Source organism: Pseudomonas sp. G3-19 (assembly GCF_054855875.1).
On sequence record NZ_JBMPIQ010000003.1, the window covers coordinates 344,805 to 364,504 of the forward strand.

Genomic DNA, 19,700 nt, shown 5'->3' on the forward strand with positions numbered 1-19,700 from the left:
GGGGCGCGTCTTGCTGATTCTTCCTACTTGTGGCCGATGGCCCTGGAGTTATTCATGGTTGATCGCACTTCACCGCCGGGCAGGCCGTCGCGCCCGCCCTTGAGTGCCGCGAGCACAGTGTTGCGCCTGACGGCGATTGCCGTGGTGGTTGCCGCAGTGGCTGGGGCGTTTGCCTACGTGCACGGTAACCTTGACCCACAACGTCTGACGCCCAAGGCGCTGGTCGATGTGCTGGAGAAAAACAACGGCGTGCATCCCGGGTTCCGGCGCAACCACGCCAAGGGCGTGTGCGTGATCGGGCATTTCGAGAGCAGTGGCGAGGCGCGGGCGTTTTCTTCGGCGCAGGTATTCAACGAGGCGCAAACCCCGGTGGTCGGGCGTTTCGCATTGCCGGCGGGGAATCCCTACGCCCCGGACAGCAGCGTGCCGATCCGCAGCCTGGCGCTGCGTTTCACCCAGGCCAACGGTCAGCAATGGCGCACCGGGATGAACAGCATGCCGGTGTTCCCGGTTGGCACCCCCGAGGCGTTCTATCAGTTGCAGCAGGCGCAGTCGCCGGATCCGGCCACGGGTAAACCGGATCCGTCGAAAGTGCCGGCATTCTTTGCCGCGCACCCGGAAGCCGTGCCGTTTCTGACGTGGGTGAAGACCGCCAAACCGTCGGCCAGCTATGCCACTGAAACCTACAACAGCGTGAATGCGTTCTATCTGGTCAACGCCAGTGGGCATAAGCAGGCGGTGCGCTGGAGTGTCACGCCATTGGCGCGCGATGCCGCCGGAGCCTCGGCGCCGGAGGGTGCGGATTTTCTCGAGAAGGATCTGGTGCAGCGTCTGGCCGAAGGGCCGTTGCGCTGGCAGCTGAATATCACCCTGGCCAACCCCGGTGATCCGGTGAACGATGCCAGCAAAACCTGGCCCGAGGGTCGCAAGGTGATCAACGCCGGCACGCTGGTGCTGGAGAAGACTCAGCCGCAGCTCAGCGGCGAATGCCGCGACATCAACTACGATCCGCTGGTGTTGCCGGCCGGTATCGAAGGTTCCGACGACCCGCTGCTCGCCGCGCGTTCCGCCGGTTACGCCGATTCCTATCTACGGCGCACCAGTGAAGTCAGCCAATTGCCCGCCGCCCGTCAGGAGGCTCGCCCATGAGCACGCAACCGACTCATTTCGCGCTGTTGGCGCGGCTGCTGCACTGGCTGATGGCGCTGATGATCATCGCCATGTTGTTCATTGGAGCCGGCATGGTCACTTCGGTTTCACAGCGGCATGAATGGCTGATTCATCTGCACAAACCATTGGGGATCGCGATTCTGCTGCTGGTGGTCGTGCGTCTGTTGGTGCGGTTTTCCACTCGACAGCCGCCGCTGCCGGCCGATCTGCCGGGCTGGCAGGTGATGGCGGCCAAGGCTTCGCATGTGTTGTTGTACGCGTTGATGCTGGTGCTGCCGCTGCTCGGTTGGGCGATGATCAGTGCGTCCGGGGAGCCGGTGATGCTCAACAATACCTTGCAGTTGCCGTCGATCCTGCCGGCCGATGCGCAAGTGTTCGCCCTGCTGCGCAAGGCGCATGGCTATCTGGCGTACCTGTTGTTCCTCACCGTGCTGTTGCACCTGGCAGCGGCGCTGTTCCATGGTTGGGTGCGCCGCGACGAGGTGCTCGACAGCATGTTGCGCGGTCGCGATCGCGATTAACCCGCTTGTGTGGCGCACCGCTGCGGTGCGCCACTTCTCAGGGTCAGCCACCAATAACCCAGCGCCACTGCGTTGATAACGGCGCCAAGCAGACACACGCCGGTCCAGCCGGCCCAGGCGTACATCGCCGTCGAGGTAATCGAACCCAATGCACTGCCGATCGAATAGAACAGCATGTAGCCGGCGGTGAGGCGGCTTTGCGCTTCAGGGCGCACGCTGTAGATCATGCTCTGGCTGGTGACGTGCACGGCCTGCAAGCCCAGATCGAGGGTGATCACGCCGAGCAACAGCGCCCACAGCGAGGACTGGGTGAGGGCGATCGGCAGCCACGAGGCGAGCATCAGCAGCAGCGACAGGCCACTGACCCATTGGCCGAGGCCGCGGTCGGCCAGATGCCCGGCCCGTGCGGCGGCAAGTGCACCGGCGGCACCTGCCAACCCGAACAGGCCGATTTCACTGTGCGACAGCGACAGTGGCGGGGCGGCCAGCGGCAGCACCATCGGCGTCCACAGCACCATGGCGCTGGCAAAGGTCAGCAGCGCGAGAATCGCCCGTTGCCGCAGCACCGGCTCTTGCCCGAACAGGCTGAACACCGATGCGATCAGCGCGCCGTAACGGCTTGCGGGCTGCGCGGCTTCATTCTTGGGCAAGACGCGCAACAGCAGCAGTGCCATCAGCAGCGTCAGCCCCGCCGACAGCAGATAGATCGCCCGCCAACCGGCCAGATCAGCCATGGCCCCGGCAATGGTGCGCGCGAGCAGAATGCCAACGACGATGCCGCTGGTGACCACGCCGACCACCCGGCCGCGTTGCGCCGGGACGGCCAATGTCGCGGCGTACGCCACCAGCACTTGCGTCACCACCGCGAGCAAACCGGTCAGGGTCATGCCGAGCAGCAACCACACACTGTTGGGCGCCAGCGCGATCATCAACAGCGCGGCGGCCGAGAGCAGGGTCTGGGTGACGATCAGCCGCCGACGGTTGAGCAGGTCGCCAAGTGGCACCAGCAACACCAGACCGATGCCATAGCCGATCTGCGTCAGGGTAATGACGATGCCGATGGTTGCCGGTGACATGGCGAAGGCATCGGCCATGGCGTCCAGCAGCGGCTGCGCGTAATACACGTTGCCCACCGCAAGTCCGCAGGCGACGGCAAACAGCAGCACCACGCTGCTTTTGAGAGGTTGAGGTTGCATGCCCTGATTCCTTTTTGGGTTTCAAATTAAAACCATAATCAAGGTAGGCACTCTGGTTTTAATTTGCAACCTTGTTGGTCATGGCGTGTGATTGCGCAAAAAAAAGATCGCAGGCATAGCTGCGATCTTTGGGTAGAGCGGGGGAAGGATCAGCGCAGAGTGTCGATCATGTCTGCGATCGTGGTCAGCACGTCCTTGCCCAACTGTTTCGAGCGCTTGCCCGACCAGCCCGTTTCTTTGTTCGGATGGTCATCGTGATCCTTGAACGGCATTTCCAGGGTCAGCGACAGGCAGTCGTATTTCTGGCCGACCGCGTTGCAGGCCAGGGTCATGTTGGCCTGACCCGGTTCGTCACGGGTGTAGCCGTATTTGGTCTGGAAGTCTTTCGTGGTGTGCTTGAGGTGCGTGCGGAAATGCTCTTCGAGCTTCTCGATGCGCGGCGTGTAACCCGGGTTGCCTTCGCAACCGGCGGTGAACACGTGGGGAATTTCTTCATCACCGTGTACGTCGAGGAACAGATCGACGCCGTACTTTTCCATCTGCTGTTGTACGAAAAGGACTTCAGGGCTGATGTCCTGACTGGCGCTCTGCCAGGCGCGGTTCAGGTCCTGGCCCATGGCATTGGTTCGCAGATGCCCGTGGAAGGCGCCGTCCGGGTTCATGTTCGGTACCAGATACAGATCGGCGCTGGCGAGCAGCTTGTTCAGCACCGGGTCGTCGTGGCGCTCCAAACGTTCGATCACGCCTTCCATGAACCATTCGGCCATGTGTTCGCCCGGGTGCTGTTGCGCGATGATCCAGATTTTGCGCTGGCCTTCGGCACCGATGCCCTTGCGCAGCAACTGAATGTCACGACCCTCGACGCTTTTGCCGGTGGCCAGCAGTTCGGTGCCGGCCTTGGTCAGCGCTTGCTCGATCAGCCAGTCGTGACGACCTCGGCTGTAGGGTTCGAAGTAGGCGAACCAGGCGTGGGTCTGCTCGGCTTCGAGGCAGAAGCGCAGGCTGTCGCCTTCGAAACTGGTAGGAATACGAAACCAATTCACATGGTCGTAGGACGCAACAGCCTGATAGCCAGTCCAGGCCTTGTTGTAAGAGGATTGACTGGCGTTGACCAGGCGAAACCAGTGTTCCTGATGAACATGCAGGCCGCTGGCCTTGAAGTGGAACCACTGAAAATGCGCGCTGCGGGTATCCGGGCGAATGGCCAGAACCGGGTTGAGCGGGTTGGAGATGTCGATGACTTGGATGTTGCCGTTGTCGAAGTTGGCGCTGATGTCGAACGAAGATTTGGCCACGGTCATAATCGGTTCCTGAATATGATTTTTATGGCGGCTACTTTACACGCAAGACAGGGCTGAAACCGAGGGAAATTGCGGGTTGCGTGGGGGGCGTCTTCCATGACGCGCAAGCAGCTTAGAGAGTGTGCGATTGATTCTCAAGTGCTAATTGTCATTAGTTTGCCCCAATCGGGCCGGGCTTTGCTTGCCAAGCGATATTCTTTTGATATTATCCGCGCCATCGAATTTGCAGCACCCAAAGACTTCATTAGCCTGAAGCCATAAGCCCGAAAAACGGGCAAAAAAAGACCCGGCAAAAAGCCGGGTCAAAAACCGTGATTAGCCTGATGAGGAGATAGTCCAGAAGACCGACCTAAGGTCTCTGGTCCATCGACTGATCTCGCGACCAGCTGCTTGCAATAATAATCATTATCATTTGCAAGTCAAATGTTTTTATCTGCGCGATTGGAAAACTCTTTCCTGCCCGTCCGCTTCCCGTGTCCGTCAGAGCTGTTCGCCATCGATTGAATGGTCGACCATCGCTCGCGCCATATCCACCATATGCACCACCGAAAATGCCAGGTCGCGGCTCGCGCCCTGCAGGTTTTCGGCTGCCTTGAAGGCGGTGGCGGCTGCGCAGCGCAACAGATCCGACGCGTGCACCAGAGCTTCTTCGCCGCTGAGATGGCGTTTCACATCAAAAAAACGTTCATCTACCTCGGGTTCTGACACAGCTGGTTTCAAGTAATAGTCCAGTGCTCGCTGCGCTGCTGCATTGCCTTGAGGGGAGGTGAACGTGGTGTCCATTTGCAGATCGGGCAAGTCTTTGCTGCTGATATTCATGGTGAAGGGTCACTCCTTGTTCGATTGAAAGTCCGTGCTTCCAGCATAGTACGATGCGTAGTTGTGACCAGAATTTAAATACTACAATATGTGTTTTGCCGGCCGAAGGCGGGGCAAGTAAGGTGCCGCACATGGATAAATGGATTGAGTTGGTCAAGGCCAAAATGAGTGAACTCAAAATCACTCAAACAGAGCTCGGAGAGCGCGTCGGCATGTCCCAGGGCGGGATCGGCCATTGGCTGAACAAACGTCGCGAGCCGGGTATTACGGAAATGAACCGCGTATTGCAGGCGCTGGGGATGGACTTCCTGGAAGTGGTGCTGGTGATTCGCGAGCCGCAGGAGACCGACGATGACGAGATGCCGCTGGCGCAGAAGTACAACCCGTATTTCCGCTATCCGGTCAGCGATTGGCACACGCCGTGCGAATCGCGTGAGAGTGCAACCGCCGCTTACGCCCCGTCACATGACAAGCAGCGCTTCGAACTGACGGATTATCACGCCCGTGGCGCAGCGTTCTGGCTGACCGTGACGGGAAATTCGATGACCGCACCTTCAGGTCAGAGCATCGCCGAAGGCATGCTGATCCTGGTGGACCCGGAGGTGGAGGCGCTGCCCGGCAAACTGGTGATCGCCCAGTGGCAGGGCTGCGATGAAGCGATCTTTCGCAAGCTCGACGAAGAGGGCGGCCAGCGTTATCTGGTACCGCTCAATCCGACCTGGCCCAAAGCCCTGTTCACCGATGAGTGTCGAATCATCGGCGTGGTGGTTCAGGCCACGGCGCGTTTCTAGTCCGATCGATCCTCGCTCGGCGTAGGATCGATCTCCCATTTACTCGGCTTCCAGTTCCACCAAAGCGCTGCCTTCGCCGACCATTTCGCCTTCCTGGCAATACAGCGCTTTGATCACTCCCGCATGGGGCGCGCGAATGCTGTGCTCCATCTTCATCGCCTCCAGCACCACCAGTTGCGCACCGGCCTCGACCGATTGCCCGGCCTCCACCAACACCCGCACGATGCTGCCGTTCATGGGCGCAGTCAGACCGCCCTGATGGCTGTGGCTGGCGTCGACGGCGCTGATCGGGTCATACGCCTGAATGCGCCGCAACTCGCCGTCCCATTGCAGGTACAGCGAATCGCCCTGGCGAATTGCCCGCAGGACACGGCGTACGCCATCGTGCTCGACCACCAGTGCTTCACCGGACAGTGTGGCGTTGCCTGAGCTATTCAGCGTCAGCGCCCGATCCTGGCCCTCGCAGCTCAAATGCAAAGTGACTTCTGCCGGCAGACCGGCGCGCAAACCACTGTTCAAGGCCCACGGCGACTCCGGATCATCCGCCCGAACAGTACCCGGCAAACTCTGCGCGAAAGCCTGTGCTGCGGTCTGCCAGAACTCATCGCTCAGCTCACCCGGAGCGGGCAGCAGCGTTTCCTGATAACGCGGAATAAACCCGGTATCCAGCTCCGCGGCGGCAAACGCGGGATGCGCGATGATCCGCCGCAGGAAGTTGATGTTGGTCTTCAAGCCGCCAATCGCGAACTCATCAAGCATGCTCAACAGCCGTAGGCGCGCCTGTTCGCGATCCTCGCCCCAGGCGATCAGCTTACCGAGCATCGGGTCGTAGAACGGCGAAATTTCATCGCCTTCTGCAACCCCGCTGTCCACCCGACGCCCAGGTCCTCCTGCCGATTCACGGTACAAATCCAGGCGACCGGTAGCCGGAAGGAAATCATTCGACGGATCTTCGGCATACAGGCGCACTTCAATCGCATGGCCATTGAGCGGCACCTGATCCTGGGTGATCGGCAGCGCTTCACCGCGCGCCACAAGAATCTGCCACGCCACCAGATCGAGGCCAGTGATCGCTTCGGTGACCGGGTGCTCGACCTGCAAGCGCGTGTTCATCTCCATGAAGAAGAATTCGCCACGCGCATCGAGCAGAAACTCGACGGTGCCGGCACCGACGTAACCGATCGCCTGCGCCGAACGCACGGCCGCTTCGCCCATGGCGCGGCGCAGTTCCGGGGTCAGGCCCGGGGCCGGGGCTTCTTCGACGACCTTCTGGTGCCGGCGCTGGATCGAGCAATCACGCTCGTTGAGGTACAGGCAGTTGCCATGCTGATCGGCGAACACCTGAATTTCCACATGGCGTGGTTTGAGCAGGTATTTCTCCACCAGCATCCGCGAATCGCCGAACGACGACTGCGCCTCACGCTGCGCCGAGGCCAGCGCTTCGGCCAGTTGGCTGACGTCCTCAACCACTTTCATACCTTTGCCGCCGCCACCGGCCGTGGCCTTGAGCAGCACCGGATAGCCAATGCGTGCGCAGGCATCGCGGAAGGTTTCGAGATCCTGCGCCTCGCCGTGATAGCCCGGCACCAGCGGCACACCGGCGGTTTCCATCAGCGCCTTGGCTGCGGATTTGCTGCCCATCGCGTCGATGGCCGAAGCGGGCGGGCCGAGGAAAATCAGCCCGGCCTGTTCAATGGCACGGGCGAAGCCGGCATTCTCCGACAGGAAACCGTAACCCGGGTGAATCGCCTGCGCGCCGCTGGCCTTGGCCGCTGCGATCAGTTTGTCGATTTGCAGATAGCTGTCGGCGGCTTTGCTGCCCCCGAGATCAACGCGGATATCCGCCTCCCGGCTGTGCCGCGCTTCGCGGTCGGTGGCACTGTGCACGGCGACGGTGGTCAGGCCCAGCGCCTTGGCGGTACGCATGACCCGGCAAGCGATTTCGCCACGGTTGGCCACCAGCAGGGTGGTGAGAACAGGTGCGCTCATCAACGCGGCTCCTTAGTGGTGGTTGCGGCTTGCCAGCTTGGCGCACGTTTTTGCAGAAAGGCGCGCAAGCCTTCCTGGCCTTCAGGGCTGACGCGGATGCGCGCGATGGCGTTTTCGGTGTAGCGGCGCAGCGCCGGGGTCAGCGCGCCGTTACCGACTTCGCGCAACAGATCCTTGCTGGCGCGCATCGCGGCCGGACTGTTGAGCAGCAGGTTGTCGATCCATTGCTCGACGGCTTGATCAAGCTCGGCGGCCGGGTAGCTGTCGGACAACAAACCGATTTCTCGCGCACGCTGCCCGCCGAAGCGCTCGGCAGTCAGCGCATAACGACGCGCGGCACGTTCGCCGATGGCCTGCACCACGAACGGACTGATCACCGCCGGTGCCAGGCCGATGCGCACTTCCGACAGACAGAATTGCGCGTCATCGGCGCCAATCGCCATGTCGCAGCAACTGATCAGCCCCAGCGCGCCGCCGAACGCCGCGCCCTGCACCACGGCCACGGTCGGGATTTTCAGCTTGGCGAGGTTGTACATCAGCTCCGCCAGTTCGCGGGCATCGTCCAGATTGGTGTGATAATCGAGCTCGGCCGATTGCTGCATCCACGCCAGATCGGCGCCGGCGCTGAAATGCTTGCCACGCCCGCGCACCAACAGGAAACGCAGGCTGGCGTCGCTGGCAACCTTGTCCAGTGCGAGGATCAGTTCGCGGATCATTTCGGCGTTGAACGCGTTGTTCTTTTCCGCACGGTTGAGCCACAGGGTGGCGAAACCCCGTGGGTCGTTGTGCAGTTCGAGGGTGTTGAAGTCGCTCATATTCTTCCGTCTCCACGGTTTCTGTGGGAGCGGGCTTGCTCGCGAAGACGGTCTGTCAGTTGCGGATACGTCGACTGATACACCGCTTTCGCGAGCAAGCCCGCTCCCACAAAAAAGCATCACATCCGGAACACGCCGAAGCGGCTCGGTTCGATAGGCGCGTTCAACGACGCGGACAAGGCCAGGGCCAGCACATCGCGGGTCTGCGCCGGGTCGATGACGCCGTCGTCCCACAGGCGTGCGCTGGAGTAGTAGGGGTGACCCTGCTCTTCGTACTGGTCGAGGATCGGTTGCTTGATCTCGGCTTCCTGCGCGGCGCTGAAGGTCTGGCCGCTGCGTTCGGCCTGCTCGCGCTTGACTTGCACCAACACGCCCGCAGCCTGCTCTGCGCCCATCACGCCGATGCGCGCATTCGGCCACATCCACAGGAAACGCGGATCGTAAGCGCGCCCGCACATGCCGTAGTTACCGGCGCCGAAGCTACCGCCGATGATCACGGTGAATTTCGGCACTTTGGCGCAGGCCACGGCGGTCACCAGTTTCGCGCCGTGCTTGGCGATGCCGCCGGCCTCGTATTTCTGGCCGACCATGAACCCGGTGATGTTCTGCAGGAACAGCAGCGGAATGCCGCGCTGGCAGGCCAGCTCGATGAAGTGCGCGCCTTTTTGCGCGGCTTCGGCGAAGAGGATGCCGTTGTTGGCGAGGATCGCGATCGGGTAGCCATGCAGGTGCGCAAAACCGCAGACCAGCGTGGTGCCGAACAGCGCCTTGAATTCATCGAACACCGAACCGTCGACCAGCCGCGCAATCACTTCGCGCACGTCGAATGGCTGTTTGGCGTCGGCCGAAACCACGCCATATAACTCGTCGCTGGCGTACAGCGGCGCAATCGGCGTGCGCTGCTGCACTTCGCCGAGCTTGCGCCAGTTGAGGTTGGCGACGCTGCGGCGGGCGAGGGCGAGGGCGTGTTCGTCGCTCTCGGCGTAATGGTCGGCCACGCCGGAAATCTTGCAGTGCACGTCGGCACCGCCGAGGTCTTCTGCGCTGACCACTTCACCGGTCGCGGCTTTCACCAGCGGTGGGCCGGCGAGGAAGATCGTCGCCTGATTGCGCACCATGATTGCTTCGTCCGCCATCGCCGGCACATAGGCACCGCCTGCGGTGCAGGAGCCCATGACCACGGCGATCTGCGGAATGCCCATCGCGCTCATGTTGGCCTGGTTGAAGAAGATCCGGCCAAAGTGCTCGCGATCCGGGAACACTTCGTCCTGACGCGGCAGATTGGCGCCGCCCGAGTCCACCAGATAGATGCACGGCAGGCGGTTCTGCTGGGCGATGGTCTGCGCGCGCAGGTGTTTTTTCACGGTCAGCGGGTAGTACGAGCCACCTTTCACCGTCGCGTCGTTGGCGACGATCATGCACTCGACGCCTTCGACCCGGCCGATCCCGGCAATCACCCCGGCGGCTGGCACGTCTTCGCCGTACACGGCGTGGGCGGCGAGCTGGCTGATCTCGAGAAACGGCGAGCCCGGATCGAGCAGGCGGTTGATGCGTTCGCGCGGCAGCAACTTGCCCCGCGAGGTGTGACGTTCCTGGGCTTTCGCGCCGCCGCCCAGCGCCACTTGGGCGAGCAGGGTGTGCAGCGCGTCCACCTGTTCAAGCATCGCCGCGCTGTTGGCGGCGAACTCCGCTGAGCGGGGGTTGAGCTGGGTATGCAGGATAGCCATGTGCAGCTCCGTTTAGCGGGTTTCGTTGAACAGTTCGCGGCCGATCAGCATGCGCCGGATCTCACTGGTGCCGGCGCCGATTTCGTACAGCTTGGCGTCACGCAGCAGACGTCCGGCCGGGAATTCGTTGATGTAGCCGTTGCCGCCAAGAATCTGGATCGCGTCGAGGGCCATTTGCGTGGCGCGCTCGGCGGTGTAGAGGATCACCCCGGCGGCGTCCTTGCGCGTGGTTTCGCCACGCTCGCAGGCCTGAGCGACTGCATACAGGTAGGCGCGGCTGGCGTTGAGCTGGGTGTACATGTCGGCGACTTTGCCCTGGATCAGCTGGAATTCGCCGATGCTCTGGCCGAACTGCTTGCGATCGTGGATGTACGGCACGATCAGGTCCATGCACGACTGCATGATCCCGGTCGGGCCGCCGGACAGTACGACGCGCTCGTAATCGAGGCCGCTCATCAGCACTTTCACGCCGCCATTGAGCACGCCGAGGATATTTTCTTCTGGCACTTCGACGTCATCGAAGAACAGCTCGCAGGTGTTGGAACCGCGCATGCCGAGCTTGTCGAACTTGTTGCTGCGGCTGAAGCCTTTCCAGTCGCGCTCGACGATGAACGCGGTGATGCCGTGCGGGCCTTTTTCCAGGTCGGTCTTGGCGTAGATCACGTAGGTGTTGGCGTCGGGGCCGTTGGTGATCCAGGTCTTGCTGCCATTGAGCACGAAGCGGTCGCCGCGTTTGTCGGCGCGCAGTTTCATCGAAACCACGTCGGAACCGGCGTTCGGCTCGCTCATGGCGAGTGCACCAACGTGTTCGCCGCTGATCAGCTTCGGCAGGTATTTGGATTTCTGTTCGTGGTTGCCGTTGCGGTTGATCTGGTTGACGCAGAGATTGGAGTGCGCGCCGTAGGACAGCGCCACGGAAGCCGAGCCGCGGCTGATTTCTTCCATCGCCACCACGTGCGCCAGGTAACCCAGGCCCGCGCCGCCGTACTCTTCCGGCACGGTGATGCCGAGCAGGCCCATGTCACCGAATTTGCGCCACATGTCGGCCGGGAACAGGTTGTCGCGGTCGATCTGCGCGGCGCGTGGGGCGATCTGATCGGCGACGAAGGACTGAACCTGATCGCGCAGCATGTCGATGGTTTCACCGAGGGCGAAGTTCAGGGATGGGTAGCTCATGGGTCACCTTTTGGCTTTTTTGTAGGGTGGGGAGGGCGGTCGAACGGCTCTCACCTTTACGTTAACGTAAGCCTGTGACGAATGGCTGTCAATCACCCTTTACGTTAACGTCAACATAGGCGAGAGTAGGACCAGTTCAGGATTGAAGCGGAGTGCTTTTGGTGGGAGCGGGCTTGCTCGCGAATGCAGTGTGTCAGCCTATACATCTGGCGACTGATCCTCCCCATTCGCGAGCAAGCCCGCTCCCACCCGAAGCAAAATCCCGGTAAACCCACTAATAAAGACAATAGGGGTCATCATGGATCAACCCAGTGCAAACCCGCAGCGCAGCTATACCCGAGGCTCCCAGGAAAAAGCCTTGCTGGCGATGACCATCGGGCAGAAGTTCGATCAGACTGTCGCGCAACACCCACACGGCGAGGCGCTGGTCGTAAGGCATCAGCAGTTGCGTTATACCTGGCAGCAACTGGCCGATAGCGTCGACCTGCACGCCAGAGCCTTGCTGGCGCTGGGTTTGCAGGCGGGAGATCGGCTCGGTATCTGGGCGCCGAACTGTGCACAGTGGTGCATCACGCAAATCGCCACGGCGAAGCTCGGCGTGATCCTGGTCAACATCAACCCGGCCTACCGCAGCTCCGAACTGGAATACGTGCTCAAGCAGTCCGGTTGCCAGTGGCTGGTGTGCGCCGGCGCTTTCAAGTCCTCCAACTACCACGCCATGCTGCAAGGGCTGGTACCGGAACTCGCAGAGCAATCCATTGGCCATTTGTGCAGCGAACGTCTGGCGGATTTGCGCGGGGTGATCAGCCTCGACGCACAGCCACCGTCGGGCTTCCTGCCGTGGTCGCAACTGGCCGATCTGGCGAGCAGAGTTTCGCCCGAACAACTGCGTGAACGCAGCGACAGTCTGCACTTCGATCAACCGGTGAACATCCAGTACACCTCCGGCACCACCGGTTTCCCCAAGGGCGCGACCCTCAGTCACTACAACATCCTCAACAACGGTTACATGGTCGGCGAAAGCATCGGCCTGACCCCGAGCGACCGCCTGGTGATCCCCGTGCCGCTGTATCACTGCTTCGGCATGGTCATGGGCAACCTCGGCTGCATCACCCACGCCAGCACCATGATTTATCCCAACGACGCGTTCGACCCGCTGCTGACCCTGCAAACTGTCGCCGAAGAACAAGCCACCGGCCTGTACGGTGTGCCAACCATGTTCATCGCCATGCTCGATCAGCCGCAGCGGGCCGAGTTCGACTTGTCGACCCTGCGCACCGGGATCATGGCCGGCGCCACTTGCCCGATCGAGGTAATGCGCCGGGTCATCAGCGAGATGCACATGAGCGAAGTGCAGATTGCCTACGGCATGACCGAGACCAGTCCGGTGTCGCTGCAGACCGGGCCGAACGATGAGCTGGAACTGCGCGTCACCACCGTCGGCCGCACCCAGCCGCAACTGGAAAGCAAAATCATCGACGAGGCGGGCAACCTGGTGCCGCGCGGCACCATCGGTGAGCTGTGCACCCGCGGTTACAGTGTGATGCTCGGTTACTGGAGCAACCCGCAAGCCACGGCCGAAGCCATCGACGAGGCCGGCTGGATGCACACCGGCGATCTGGCGAGCATGAACGATGAGGGTTACGTGAACATCGCCGGGCGCAACAAGGACATGATCATCCGTGGTGGCGAGAACGTTTATCCGCGTGAGCTGGAAGAGTTTTTCTTCACCCACCCGGCGGTGGCGGACGTACAAGTGATCGGCATTCCGTGCTCGCGTTACGGCGAGGAGATTGTCGCCTGGATCAAATTCCATCCCGGCCACAGTGCCTCGGAACTGGAACTGCAAACCTGGTGCAAGGAGCGCATCGCCCACTTCAAGACGCCGCGTTACTTCAAGTTTGTGGAGGAGTTTCCGATGACGGTGACGGGCAAGATCCAGAAATTTCGGATGCGTGAGATCAGTATCGAGGAGCTCCGCGAAAAGCAGGCCTGACACAATCAAATGTGGGAGCGGGCTTGCTCGCGAATGCGGTGTATCAGATACAAATTTGTCGCCTGACACTCAGCATTCGCGAGCAAGCCCGCTCCCACAGGGAATCTGTGATGTTTTCAGGAATCACAGAAAGCACAAAGGGGAGCCGAAGCTCCCCTTTAATTTTGTCGTCGCGTGCTCTTTTTTATTATTGAGGGGCGGTCTGTTGTTGTTTTTGGCAACCGTGGCCCTTTACCGCTGTTTTTGGCGACCCCCATCCGGGGTCAAGAGCAAACGTATTTTTTTGAGCGCTGATCTGCTTTCTCGTTAAACGATCCAACCGATTCGGGAGCTACCTGAAGGTAGTTTTATTGTTCTCTGCCCGGTTGCGGGTCACTCCTGAGAGCACCCTGAAAAGCACACCTTCTCCAAAAAAATCTGTTAGCTGCGTCTCTGCCGTGTTGTTTTTGTTATGTCAGAGTCGGTACGTCTTATTTTTATTGGTTTGCTGCTTTTTATTCTTGTTATGCCATAGAGATAGCAGAAGCCGTGCCAACTTTTTAAATCCCTTGTAAATCAATGCCTTGAGATTTTTGAAGGATTTTTCCTTCAGGGCAAACCAGACAATTTGTTTCCGTGTTACTCGACTACGCCCGCGTTTCGGACACAGCGGTAACACCTTCGCCCTCACTGGGCGTTACGGGCCTTGGCCACACGCGAACCGCTCGGGCGACCGAGCACCGCGCTGATCTGCTGACCCGCCGCAATCAGGGCGTCGAGGTCGATACCGGTCTCGATGCCCAGGCCGTTGAGCAGGTACACCACGTCTTCGGTGGCGACGTTACCGCTCGCGCCTTTGGCGTACGGGCAGCCGCCGAGGCCGGCGATAGAGCTGTCGAACACCGCGATGCCTTCCAGCAGGCTGGCATAGATGTTGGCCATCGCCTGGCCGTAGGTGTCGTGGAAGTGCCCGGCGAGTTTTTCCCGTGGCACTTGCGCCGACACCACTTCGAACAACCGCCGGGTCGCGCCGGCGGTGCCGGTGCCGATGGTGTCGCCGAGGGACACTTCGTAGCAGCCCATCGCATACAACTCGCGGGCGACCATCGCCACTTGTTCCGGTGCGACCTCGCCTTCATAAGGGCAACCGAGCACGCAGGACACGTAACCGCGCACGGTAACGCCGTGCTGTTTCGCGGCCTCCATGATCGGTGCGAAGCGCGCCAGGCTTTCGCTGATCGAGCAGTTGATGTTGCGCTGCGAGAACGCCTCGGACGCCGCAGCGAACACCGCGACTTCTTTCACGCCGGCAGCCAGCGCATCTTCAAATCCGCGCAGGTTCGGCGCCAGTGCGCCGTAGGTCACACCGGGTTTGCGCTGGATCTGCGCAAACACTTCGGCGGATCCGGCCATCTGCGGCACCCATTTCGGCGAGACAAAACTGCCGACTTCGATATAACCAAGGCCGGCGGCGCTCAGGGCGTCGACCAGTTGCACCTTGTCAGCCACGCTGATCGGTTGGGCTTCGTTCTGCAGGCCATCGCGCGGGCCGACTTCGATCAGGCGTACTTGGGAGGGGAGGGACATGGGTTGACCTGCTCTTCTGGATTCGAGGAGATCCCCTGTAGGAGTGAGCCTGCTCGCGATAGCGGTGAGTCAGTTAATATTTGCTCGACTGACACACCGCTATCGCGAGCAGGCTCACTCCTACAAGGGATTTGTGTTGTTTACTAGCTCGCCTGCTGGCCCTTGAGCGTCTGCTCCAACGCCTGCACGCAGCGCTCTTCAGCGGTGTCGAGTTCCAGCTTCATCTGTTCGATGTCGAGCAACTGCTGCTCAAGCTGTTCGCGGCGTTCGCTGATTTTCGCCAGCATGCTGTTGAGCTGTTTGGTGTTACCGCTGGACGGGTCGTAGAGTTCGATCAATTCGCGGCATTCGGCCAACGAAAAGCCGATGCGCTTGCCACGCAGGATCAGCTTCAGGCTGACCTTGTCGCGCGGCGAGTAGATGCGTTCCTGGCCACGGCGCTCAGGGCTGAGCAAGCCTTGTTCTTCGTAAAAGCGGATCGCCCGGGTGGTGATGTCCAGCTCGCGGGCGAGGTCGGAAATGCTGTAGGTCTGGCTGCTCATGAAAGCGCTCGGAAAAAGGTCTTGGCGCTAAGCTAATGGCGAGTTGACGTTTACGTCAAGAAGGATGATCTGCGGTGTTCTTGTGGGCCTCATCGCGAGCAGGCTCACTCCTACAATTGAAACGCGGTCGTATGTAGGAGTGAGCCTGCTCGCGATGCCAGCGACTCGGTGCAAAGACTTACACCTTGTCCAGCTTCTTCTCCTGCGCTGCCACCTGCTGGCACAACTCGATGATCTGCTCGCGCATCCAGCGATTGGCCGGGTCCTGGTCGGTGCTTTCATGCCAGTACAGGTGAGTCTCCAGCGGCGGCACGTCGTTGACCGGCAGGTTGAACGCATGCAAGTCATTACGCCGGGCAAAGCGCTCGGGCACCGTCATCACCATGTCGGTCTGCTGCATGACCTGCGACGCCATCAGATAATGCTGCGAGCGCAGGGCGATCTTGCGCTGAATGCCCATTTTGCCCAGCGCCAGATCCACATAGCCCAGCCCGCTGCGGCGACTGGAGATATGGATGTGGGTCAGCGACAGATAGTCATCCAGCGACAGTTTCTCCTTGCCCGCCAGCGGATGGCCCTTGCGCATCGCACAGACGTAACGGTCTTCCATCAGCTTGACGTGGCGCACCTGCGGGTCGGTGTTGAGCGGGGCATCGACGGCAAAATCCAGGCGTCCGGCCGCCAGTTCCTTGGTGGTCTCGCGGCGTTTCGACAGGAAACTTTCAATGATCACCGTCGGCGCCAGACGCCGCAAACGCTGGAACAGCGGCGGCAGAATCACTGCTTCAGTGAGGTCGGTCATGCTGATGCGATAAGTCTTCACCGCCTGCGCCGGGTTGAAAATCCGGCTCTCCTGGACCGACACCCGCAGCAGCGACAGCGCGTTGCGCACCGGGCCGATGATGTTCTGTGCCATCGGCGTCGGCACCATGCCCTGGGCGGTGCGCACGAACAGCGGATCGTTGAAGGTCTCGCGCAACCGCGCCAGCGCGTTGGACACCGCCGGCTGGGTAATCCCGACAATCTGCCCGGCGCGGGTCAGGTTGGCTTCGGTGTAAATCGCGTCGAAGACGATGAAAAGGTTGAGGTCGACCTTACTCAGATTCATAACGCGGCTTCTCTTGTTCTAGGGGCTGACGATCAGCGGATCATATATCGGTGATGAATGTTTATACACGCCGAGAATAGGCTAGGTAAATTATCAGCGCTGTTCTAGCATCGATTGCATGATCTGAACAACCTCTGCCTAAAGAAGGTAATTGCTCATGGATTTCGCTTATTCGCCCAAGGTGCAAGAACTGCGTGAGCGCGTGACCGCGTTCATGGACACTTACGTTTACCCGGCCGAAGCCGTGTTCGAACGCCAGGTTGCCGAGGGTGATCGCTGGCAGCCGACCGCGATCATGGAAGAGCTCAAAGCCAAGGCCAAGGCTGAAGGGCTGTGGAATCTGTTCCTGCCTGAGTCGGAACTCGGCGCCGGTCTGACCAACCTTGAATACGCACCGCTGGCAGAAATCATGGGCCGTTCGCTGCTGGGGCCGGAGCCGTTCAACTGCTCGGCGCCGGACACCGGCAACATGGAAGTGCTGGTGCGCTACGCCAACGAAGAGCAGAAACAGCGCTGGCTCGAACCGCTGTTGCGCGGCGAGATTCGCTCGGCGTTCGCCATGACCGAGCCGGACGTGGCCTCGTCAGATGCCACCAACATGGCCGCCCGCGCCGTGCGTGATGGCGATGAGTGGGTGATCAACGGCAAGAAGTGGTGGACTTCCGGCGCCTGCGATCCGCGCTGCAAGATTCTGATCTTCATGGGCCTGAGCAACCCCGACGCACCGCGCCATGCGCAGCACTCGATGATCCTCGTGCCGGTCGACACCCCCGGGGTGAAAATCGTCCGCCCGCTGCCGGTATTCGGCTACGACGATGCACCGCACGGCCACGCCGAAGTGTTGTTCGACAACGTGCGCGTGCCGTACGAAAACGTCCTGCTCGGCGAAGGTCGCGGCTTCGAAATAGCTCAGGGTCGCCTAGGTCCAGGGCGGATTCACCACTGCATGCGCTCGATCGGCATGGCTGAACGTGCGCTGGAATTGATGTGCAAACGCTCGGTGAGCCGCACCGCGTTCGGCAAACCGCTGGCGCGTCTGGGCGGTAACGTCGACAAAATCGCCGACTCGCGCATGGAAATTGACATGGCACGCCTGCTGACCCTGAAAGCGGCGTACATGATGGACACCGTCGGCAACAAAGTAGCGAAGAGCGAGATCGCGCAGATCAAGGTCGTCGCACCGAACGTGGCGCTGCGGGTGATCGACCGGGCGATCCAGATTCACGGCGGCGCCGGGGTCTCCAACGATTTCCCGCTGGCCTACATGTACGCCATGCAGCGCACCCTGCGCCTGGCCGACGGCCCGGACGAAGTGCACCGCGCGGCGATCGGCAAGTTCGAGATCGGCAAGTACGTGCCGAAGGAAATGCTGCGCAGCGGTCATTAAGACCGCGTCGCCGGCTTCGCGAGCAAGCCCGCTCCCACATTCGACCGCATCCCGACTGGAAGAATGCGATCAAAAGTGGGAGCGGGCTTGCTCGCGAAGGGGCCCATGCATCCAGCACACCTGCATCAGATTCAGTACACCCAAACCTCAACCCGCCGATTCTTGATCCTGCCTTCATCCGCACTGTTCGCCGCCACCGGCATCAACGCGCCAAACCCGCGCACTTCGCGCATCACCACGCCGTTCTTCACCAATTCACGGCGCACCGCCATCGCCCGCAGCTTTGACAGCAGGTCGGCGCGGGCCGGATCGTCTTTCTCGTCGCCAAACCCCACCAGCGTCACCGCGCGCTCGGTCTTGTCGTGGCGCTGTATATAGTCGAGCACCCGCGCCAGATCCAGCCGCGCCTTGTTGTCGAGACTGGCGCTGCCTTCTTCGAAGCGGAAGTTCACTGTCAGACGCTGGGCATGGCGGCTGAGGGATTGATAACCCTCGGGCATCAGCACATTCGGGGTCACGGTCATCGCGTGCACGGTCTGGCTGATGAAGCCGTTGGCCGCGACAATCTTCTGGCCCTGTGGGCTTTGCGCAAACGCCACCAGTGCCGATGCCCACGGATTCTGGTTGCCCGGCGGCAGATAAAAGAACAGGCGCCGCGACAGCGGATAGTCCTCAGTGGCAATCAGGCTGTTGAGCGGCAACATCGATTGCGATGCGCCATCGGCGATTGCCACGGCTTTGGCTTGGCGCACATAAGGCAGACCAATAAAACCGATACCCTGCGGATCACTGCTCACCGCGTCGGACAATTGCTCGCTGGATTCGAAGCGTTTCGCACTGGAACTCAGACTTTTCCCACGCCGACCCAGCACCAGTTCCTTGAACGTGTCGTAAGTGCCGGACTGATCATCCCGCGCATATAAATGAATCGCGCCGCCGCGACCGCCGAGGTCTTCCCAGGTTTTCACCTCACCGCTGAAGATCCGCGCCAGTTGCTCGGTGTCCAGTTGCTGCAGTGGGTTGTCGGGGTGAAGGATGATCGCCAGACCGTCGATGGCAATCACCTGCTCGGCGGCGGCGCTTTTCAGATCGCCGAGCGCTTGCAGGCTGAGCAGTTCGCTGTCCTTGATCGGGCGGGAGGAGGCGGCGAGGTCGGCACTGGCGCTTTTCAGCGCGGTGAATCCGGTGCTGGAACCGTGGGCGGCGACTTCAATCACCACCCGTTTGCCTTGGGCAGTCTGGCCGACGATGTGTTGTTCGTTGGCGGCGTCGGGGTTCTCGCGGTGAACTTTCAGCAGGCCCTGGTCCTGTAGAAAGCCTTCGACCAGCGCCGGGCCGAGATCGGCGCCGATGGTGTTGGAACCCTGAATGCGCAAAGCCGGGCCGTTTTCAGGGATGGGCAGGGCGGCGGCACTGACCGTCAGCCATGCACTCGACAGAAAAGCGAACAGAACACGCAGGATCATGCCGGCACCGAATCAAGCCAAGGGGATTGCCGGGGAGATTAAGTCAGGCGCATGACCAAAACATGACAGTGATCCAATGTAGGAGTGAGCCTGTGGTGAGGGGATTTATCCCCGATGGTTGGCGAAGCCG

The 19,700-nt window shown here is 61.0% G+C and carries 17 protein-coding genes; 6 read left to right on the top strand and 11 right to left on the bottom strand.

Annotated elements, in window-relative coordinates; translation table 11 throughout:
• Positions 1-54 precede the first annotated feature (54 nt).
• Both ACOYXI_RS01660 and ACOYXI_RS01665 read left to right on the top strand, forming a co-directional pair.
• On the top strand, positions 55-1,149 hold the full coding sequence (locus tag ACOYXI_RS01660; protein ID WP_461674195.1) for a catalase family peroxidase: 1,095 nt from the start codon (positions 55-57) through the stop codon (positions 1,147-1,149).
• Positions 1,146-1,691, top strand: a complete 546-nt coding sequence (locus ACOYXI_RS01665) for a cytochrome b (protein WP_096795674.1) — start codon at positions 1,146-1,148, stop codon at positions 1,689-1,691. The genes ACOYXI_RS01660 and ACOYXI_RS01665 overlap by 4 nt, the downstream gene beginning before the upstream one ends.
• Here the strand turns inward: ACOYXI_RS01665 and ACOYXI_RS01670 are convergent.
• The gene (locus tag ACOYXI_RS01670; RefSeq protein ID WP_461674196.1) at positions 1,688-2,887 is read right to left on the bottom strand and encodes an MFS transporter; all 1,200 of its coding nucleotides are present in this window, start codon (positions 2,885-2,887) and stop codon (positions 1,688-1,690) included. The genes ACOYXI_RS01665 and ACOYXI_RS01670 overlap by 4 nt on opposite strands.
• Positions 2,888-3,036: 149 nt before the next feature.
• The gene (locus tag ACOYXI_RS01675) at positions 3,037-4,188 is read right to left on the bottom strand and encodes a M14 family metallopeptidase (RefSeq protein WP_461674197.1); all 1,152 of its coding nucleotides are present in this window, start codon (positions 4,186-4,188) and stop codon (positions 3,037-3,039) included.
• A 96-nt stretch (positions 4,189-4,284) separates the two neighbouring features.
• Between ACOYXI_RS01675 and ACOYXI_RS01680 the strand changes: the two genes are divergently transcribed.
• Positions 4,285-4,449 carry a hypothetical protein gene (locus ACOYXI_RS01680; protein ID WP_158556651.1) on the top strand — a complete coding sequence of 55 codons (165 nt, stop codon included), beginning with the start codon at positions 4,285-4,287 and terminating at the stop codon, positions 4,447-4,449.
• A 219-nt stretch (positions 4,450-4,668) separates the two neighbouring features.
• Here the strand turns inward: ACOYXI_RS01680 and ACOYXI_RS01685 are convergent, their stop codons facing one another.
• Entirely contained in the window at positions 4,669-5,007 is a 339-nt protein-coding gene (locus ACOYXI_RS01685; RefSeq protein ID WP_003223691.1) for a DUF6124 family protein, read from the bottom strand.
• A 131-nt stretch (positions 5,008-5,138) separates the two neighbouring features.
• On the opposite strand from ACOYXI_RS01685, the gene ACOYXI_RS01690 reads away from it, so the two are divergent.
• A complete protein-coding gene (locus ACOYXI_RS01690) occupies positions 5,139-5,798 on the top strand; it encodes a LexA family protein (RefSeq protein WP_027614618.1) in 660 nt (219 codons plus the stop codon).
• A gap of 39 nt (positions 5,799-5,837) precedes the next feature.
• Here ACOYXI_RS01690 and ACOYXI_RS01695 read toward each other — a convergent pair whose 3' ends face one another.
• The 4 genes from ACOYXI_RS01695 to ACOYXI_RS01710 all read right to left on the bottom strand — a co-directional run bounded on the left by ACOYXI_RS01695 (position 5,838) and on the right by ACOYXI_RS01710 (position 11,505).
• Complete coding sequence (locus ACOYXI_RS01695) at positions 5,838-7,787, bottom strand: acetyl/propionyl/methylcrotonyl-CoA carboxylase subunit alpha (RefSeq protein WP_134785979.1); 1,950 nt, start codon at positions 7,785-7,787, stop codon at positions 5,838-5,840.
• Positions 7,787-8,602: a gamma-carboxygeranoyl-CoA hydratase gene (locus ACOYXI_RS01700; RefSeq protein WP_098968120.1), complete on the bottom strand. Its 816-nt coding sequence runs from the start codon at positions 8,600-8,602 to the stop codon at positions 7,787-7,789. Before ACOYXI_RS01700 ends, ACOYXI_RS01695 begins: the two co-directional genes overlap by 1 nt.
• Before the next feature lie 119 nt (positions 8,603-8,721).
• Positions 8,722-10,329 carry a carboxyl transferase domain-containing protein gene (locus ACOYXI_RS01705; RefSeq protein ID WP_210557630.1) on the bottom strand — a complete coding sequence of 536 codons (1,608 nt, stop codon included), beginning with the start codon at positions 10,327-10,329 and terminating at the stop codon, positions 8,722-8,724.
• A 12-nt stretch (positions 10,330-10,341) separates the two neighbouring features.
• On the bottom strand, positions 10,342-11,505 hold the full coding sequence (locus ACOYXI_RS01710; protein WP_007961115.1) for an isovaleryl-CoA dehydrogenase: 1,164 nt from the start codon (positions 11,503-11,505) through the stop codon (positions 10,342-10,344).
• Between the two features lie 298 nt (positions 11,506-11,803).
• On the opposite strand from ACOYXI_RS01710, the gene ACOYXI_RS01715 reads away from it, so the two are divergent.
• Entirely contained in the window at positions 11,804-13,501 is a 1,698-nt protein-coding gene (locus ACOYXI_RS01715) for an AMP-binding protein (RefSeq protein ID WP_282413893.1), read from the top strand.
• Between the two features lie 666 nt (positions 13,502-14,167).
• Here ACOYXI_RS01715 and ACOYXI_RS01720 read toward each other — a convergent pair.
• The 3 genes from ACOYXI_RS01720 to ACOYXI_RS01730 all read right to left on the bottom strand — a co-directional run bounded on the left by ACOYXI_RS01720 (position 14,168) and on the right by ACOYXI_RS01730 (position 16,717).
• The gene (locus ACOYXI_RS01720) at positions 14,168-15,067 is read right to left on the bottom strand and encodes a hydroxymethylglutaryl-CoA lyase (RefSeq protein ID WP_027614624.1); all 900 of its coding nucleotides are present in this window, start codon (positions 15,065-15,067) and stop codon (positions 14,168-14,170) included.
• Positions 15,068-15,210: 143 nt separating this feature from the next.
• A complete protein-coding gene (locus ACOYXI_RS01725; protein ID WP_098968123.1) occupies positions 15,211-15,609 on the bottom strand; it encodes a MerR family transcriptional regulator in 399 nt (132 codons plus the stop codon).
• A gap of 178 nt (positions 15,610-15,787) precedes the next feature.
• Positions 15,788-16,717, bottom strand: a complete 930-nt coding sequence (locus ACOYXI_RS01730) for a LysR family transcriptional regulator (RefSeq protein WP_027614626.1) — start codon at positions 16,715-16,717, stop codon at positions 15,788-15,790.
• Positions 16,718-16,874: 157 nt separating this feature from the next.
• Here ACOYXI_RS01730 and ACOYXI_RS01735 point away from each other — a divergent pair, with 157 nt between their 5' ends.
• A complete protein-coding gene (locus ACOYXI_RS01735) occupies positions 16,875-18,104 on the top strand; it encodes an acyl-CoA dehydrogenase (RefSeq protein WP_003223710.1) in 1,230 nt (409 codons plus the stop codon).
• Positions 18,105-18,235: 131 nt separating this feature from the next.
• Here the strand turns inward: ACOYXI_RS01735 and ACOYXI_RS01740 are convergent, their stop codons facing one another.
• On the bottom strand, positions 18,236-19,570 hold the full coding sequence (locus tag ACOYXI_RS01740; RefSeq protein WP_461674198.1) for a substrate-binding domain-containing protein: 1,335 nt from the start codon (positions 19,568-19,570) through the stop codon (positions 18,236-18,238).
• Positions 19,571-19,700 lie beyond the last annotated feature (130 nt).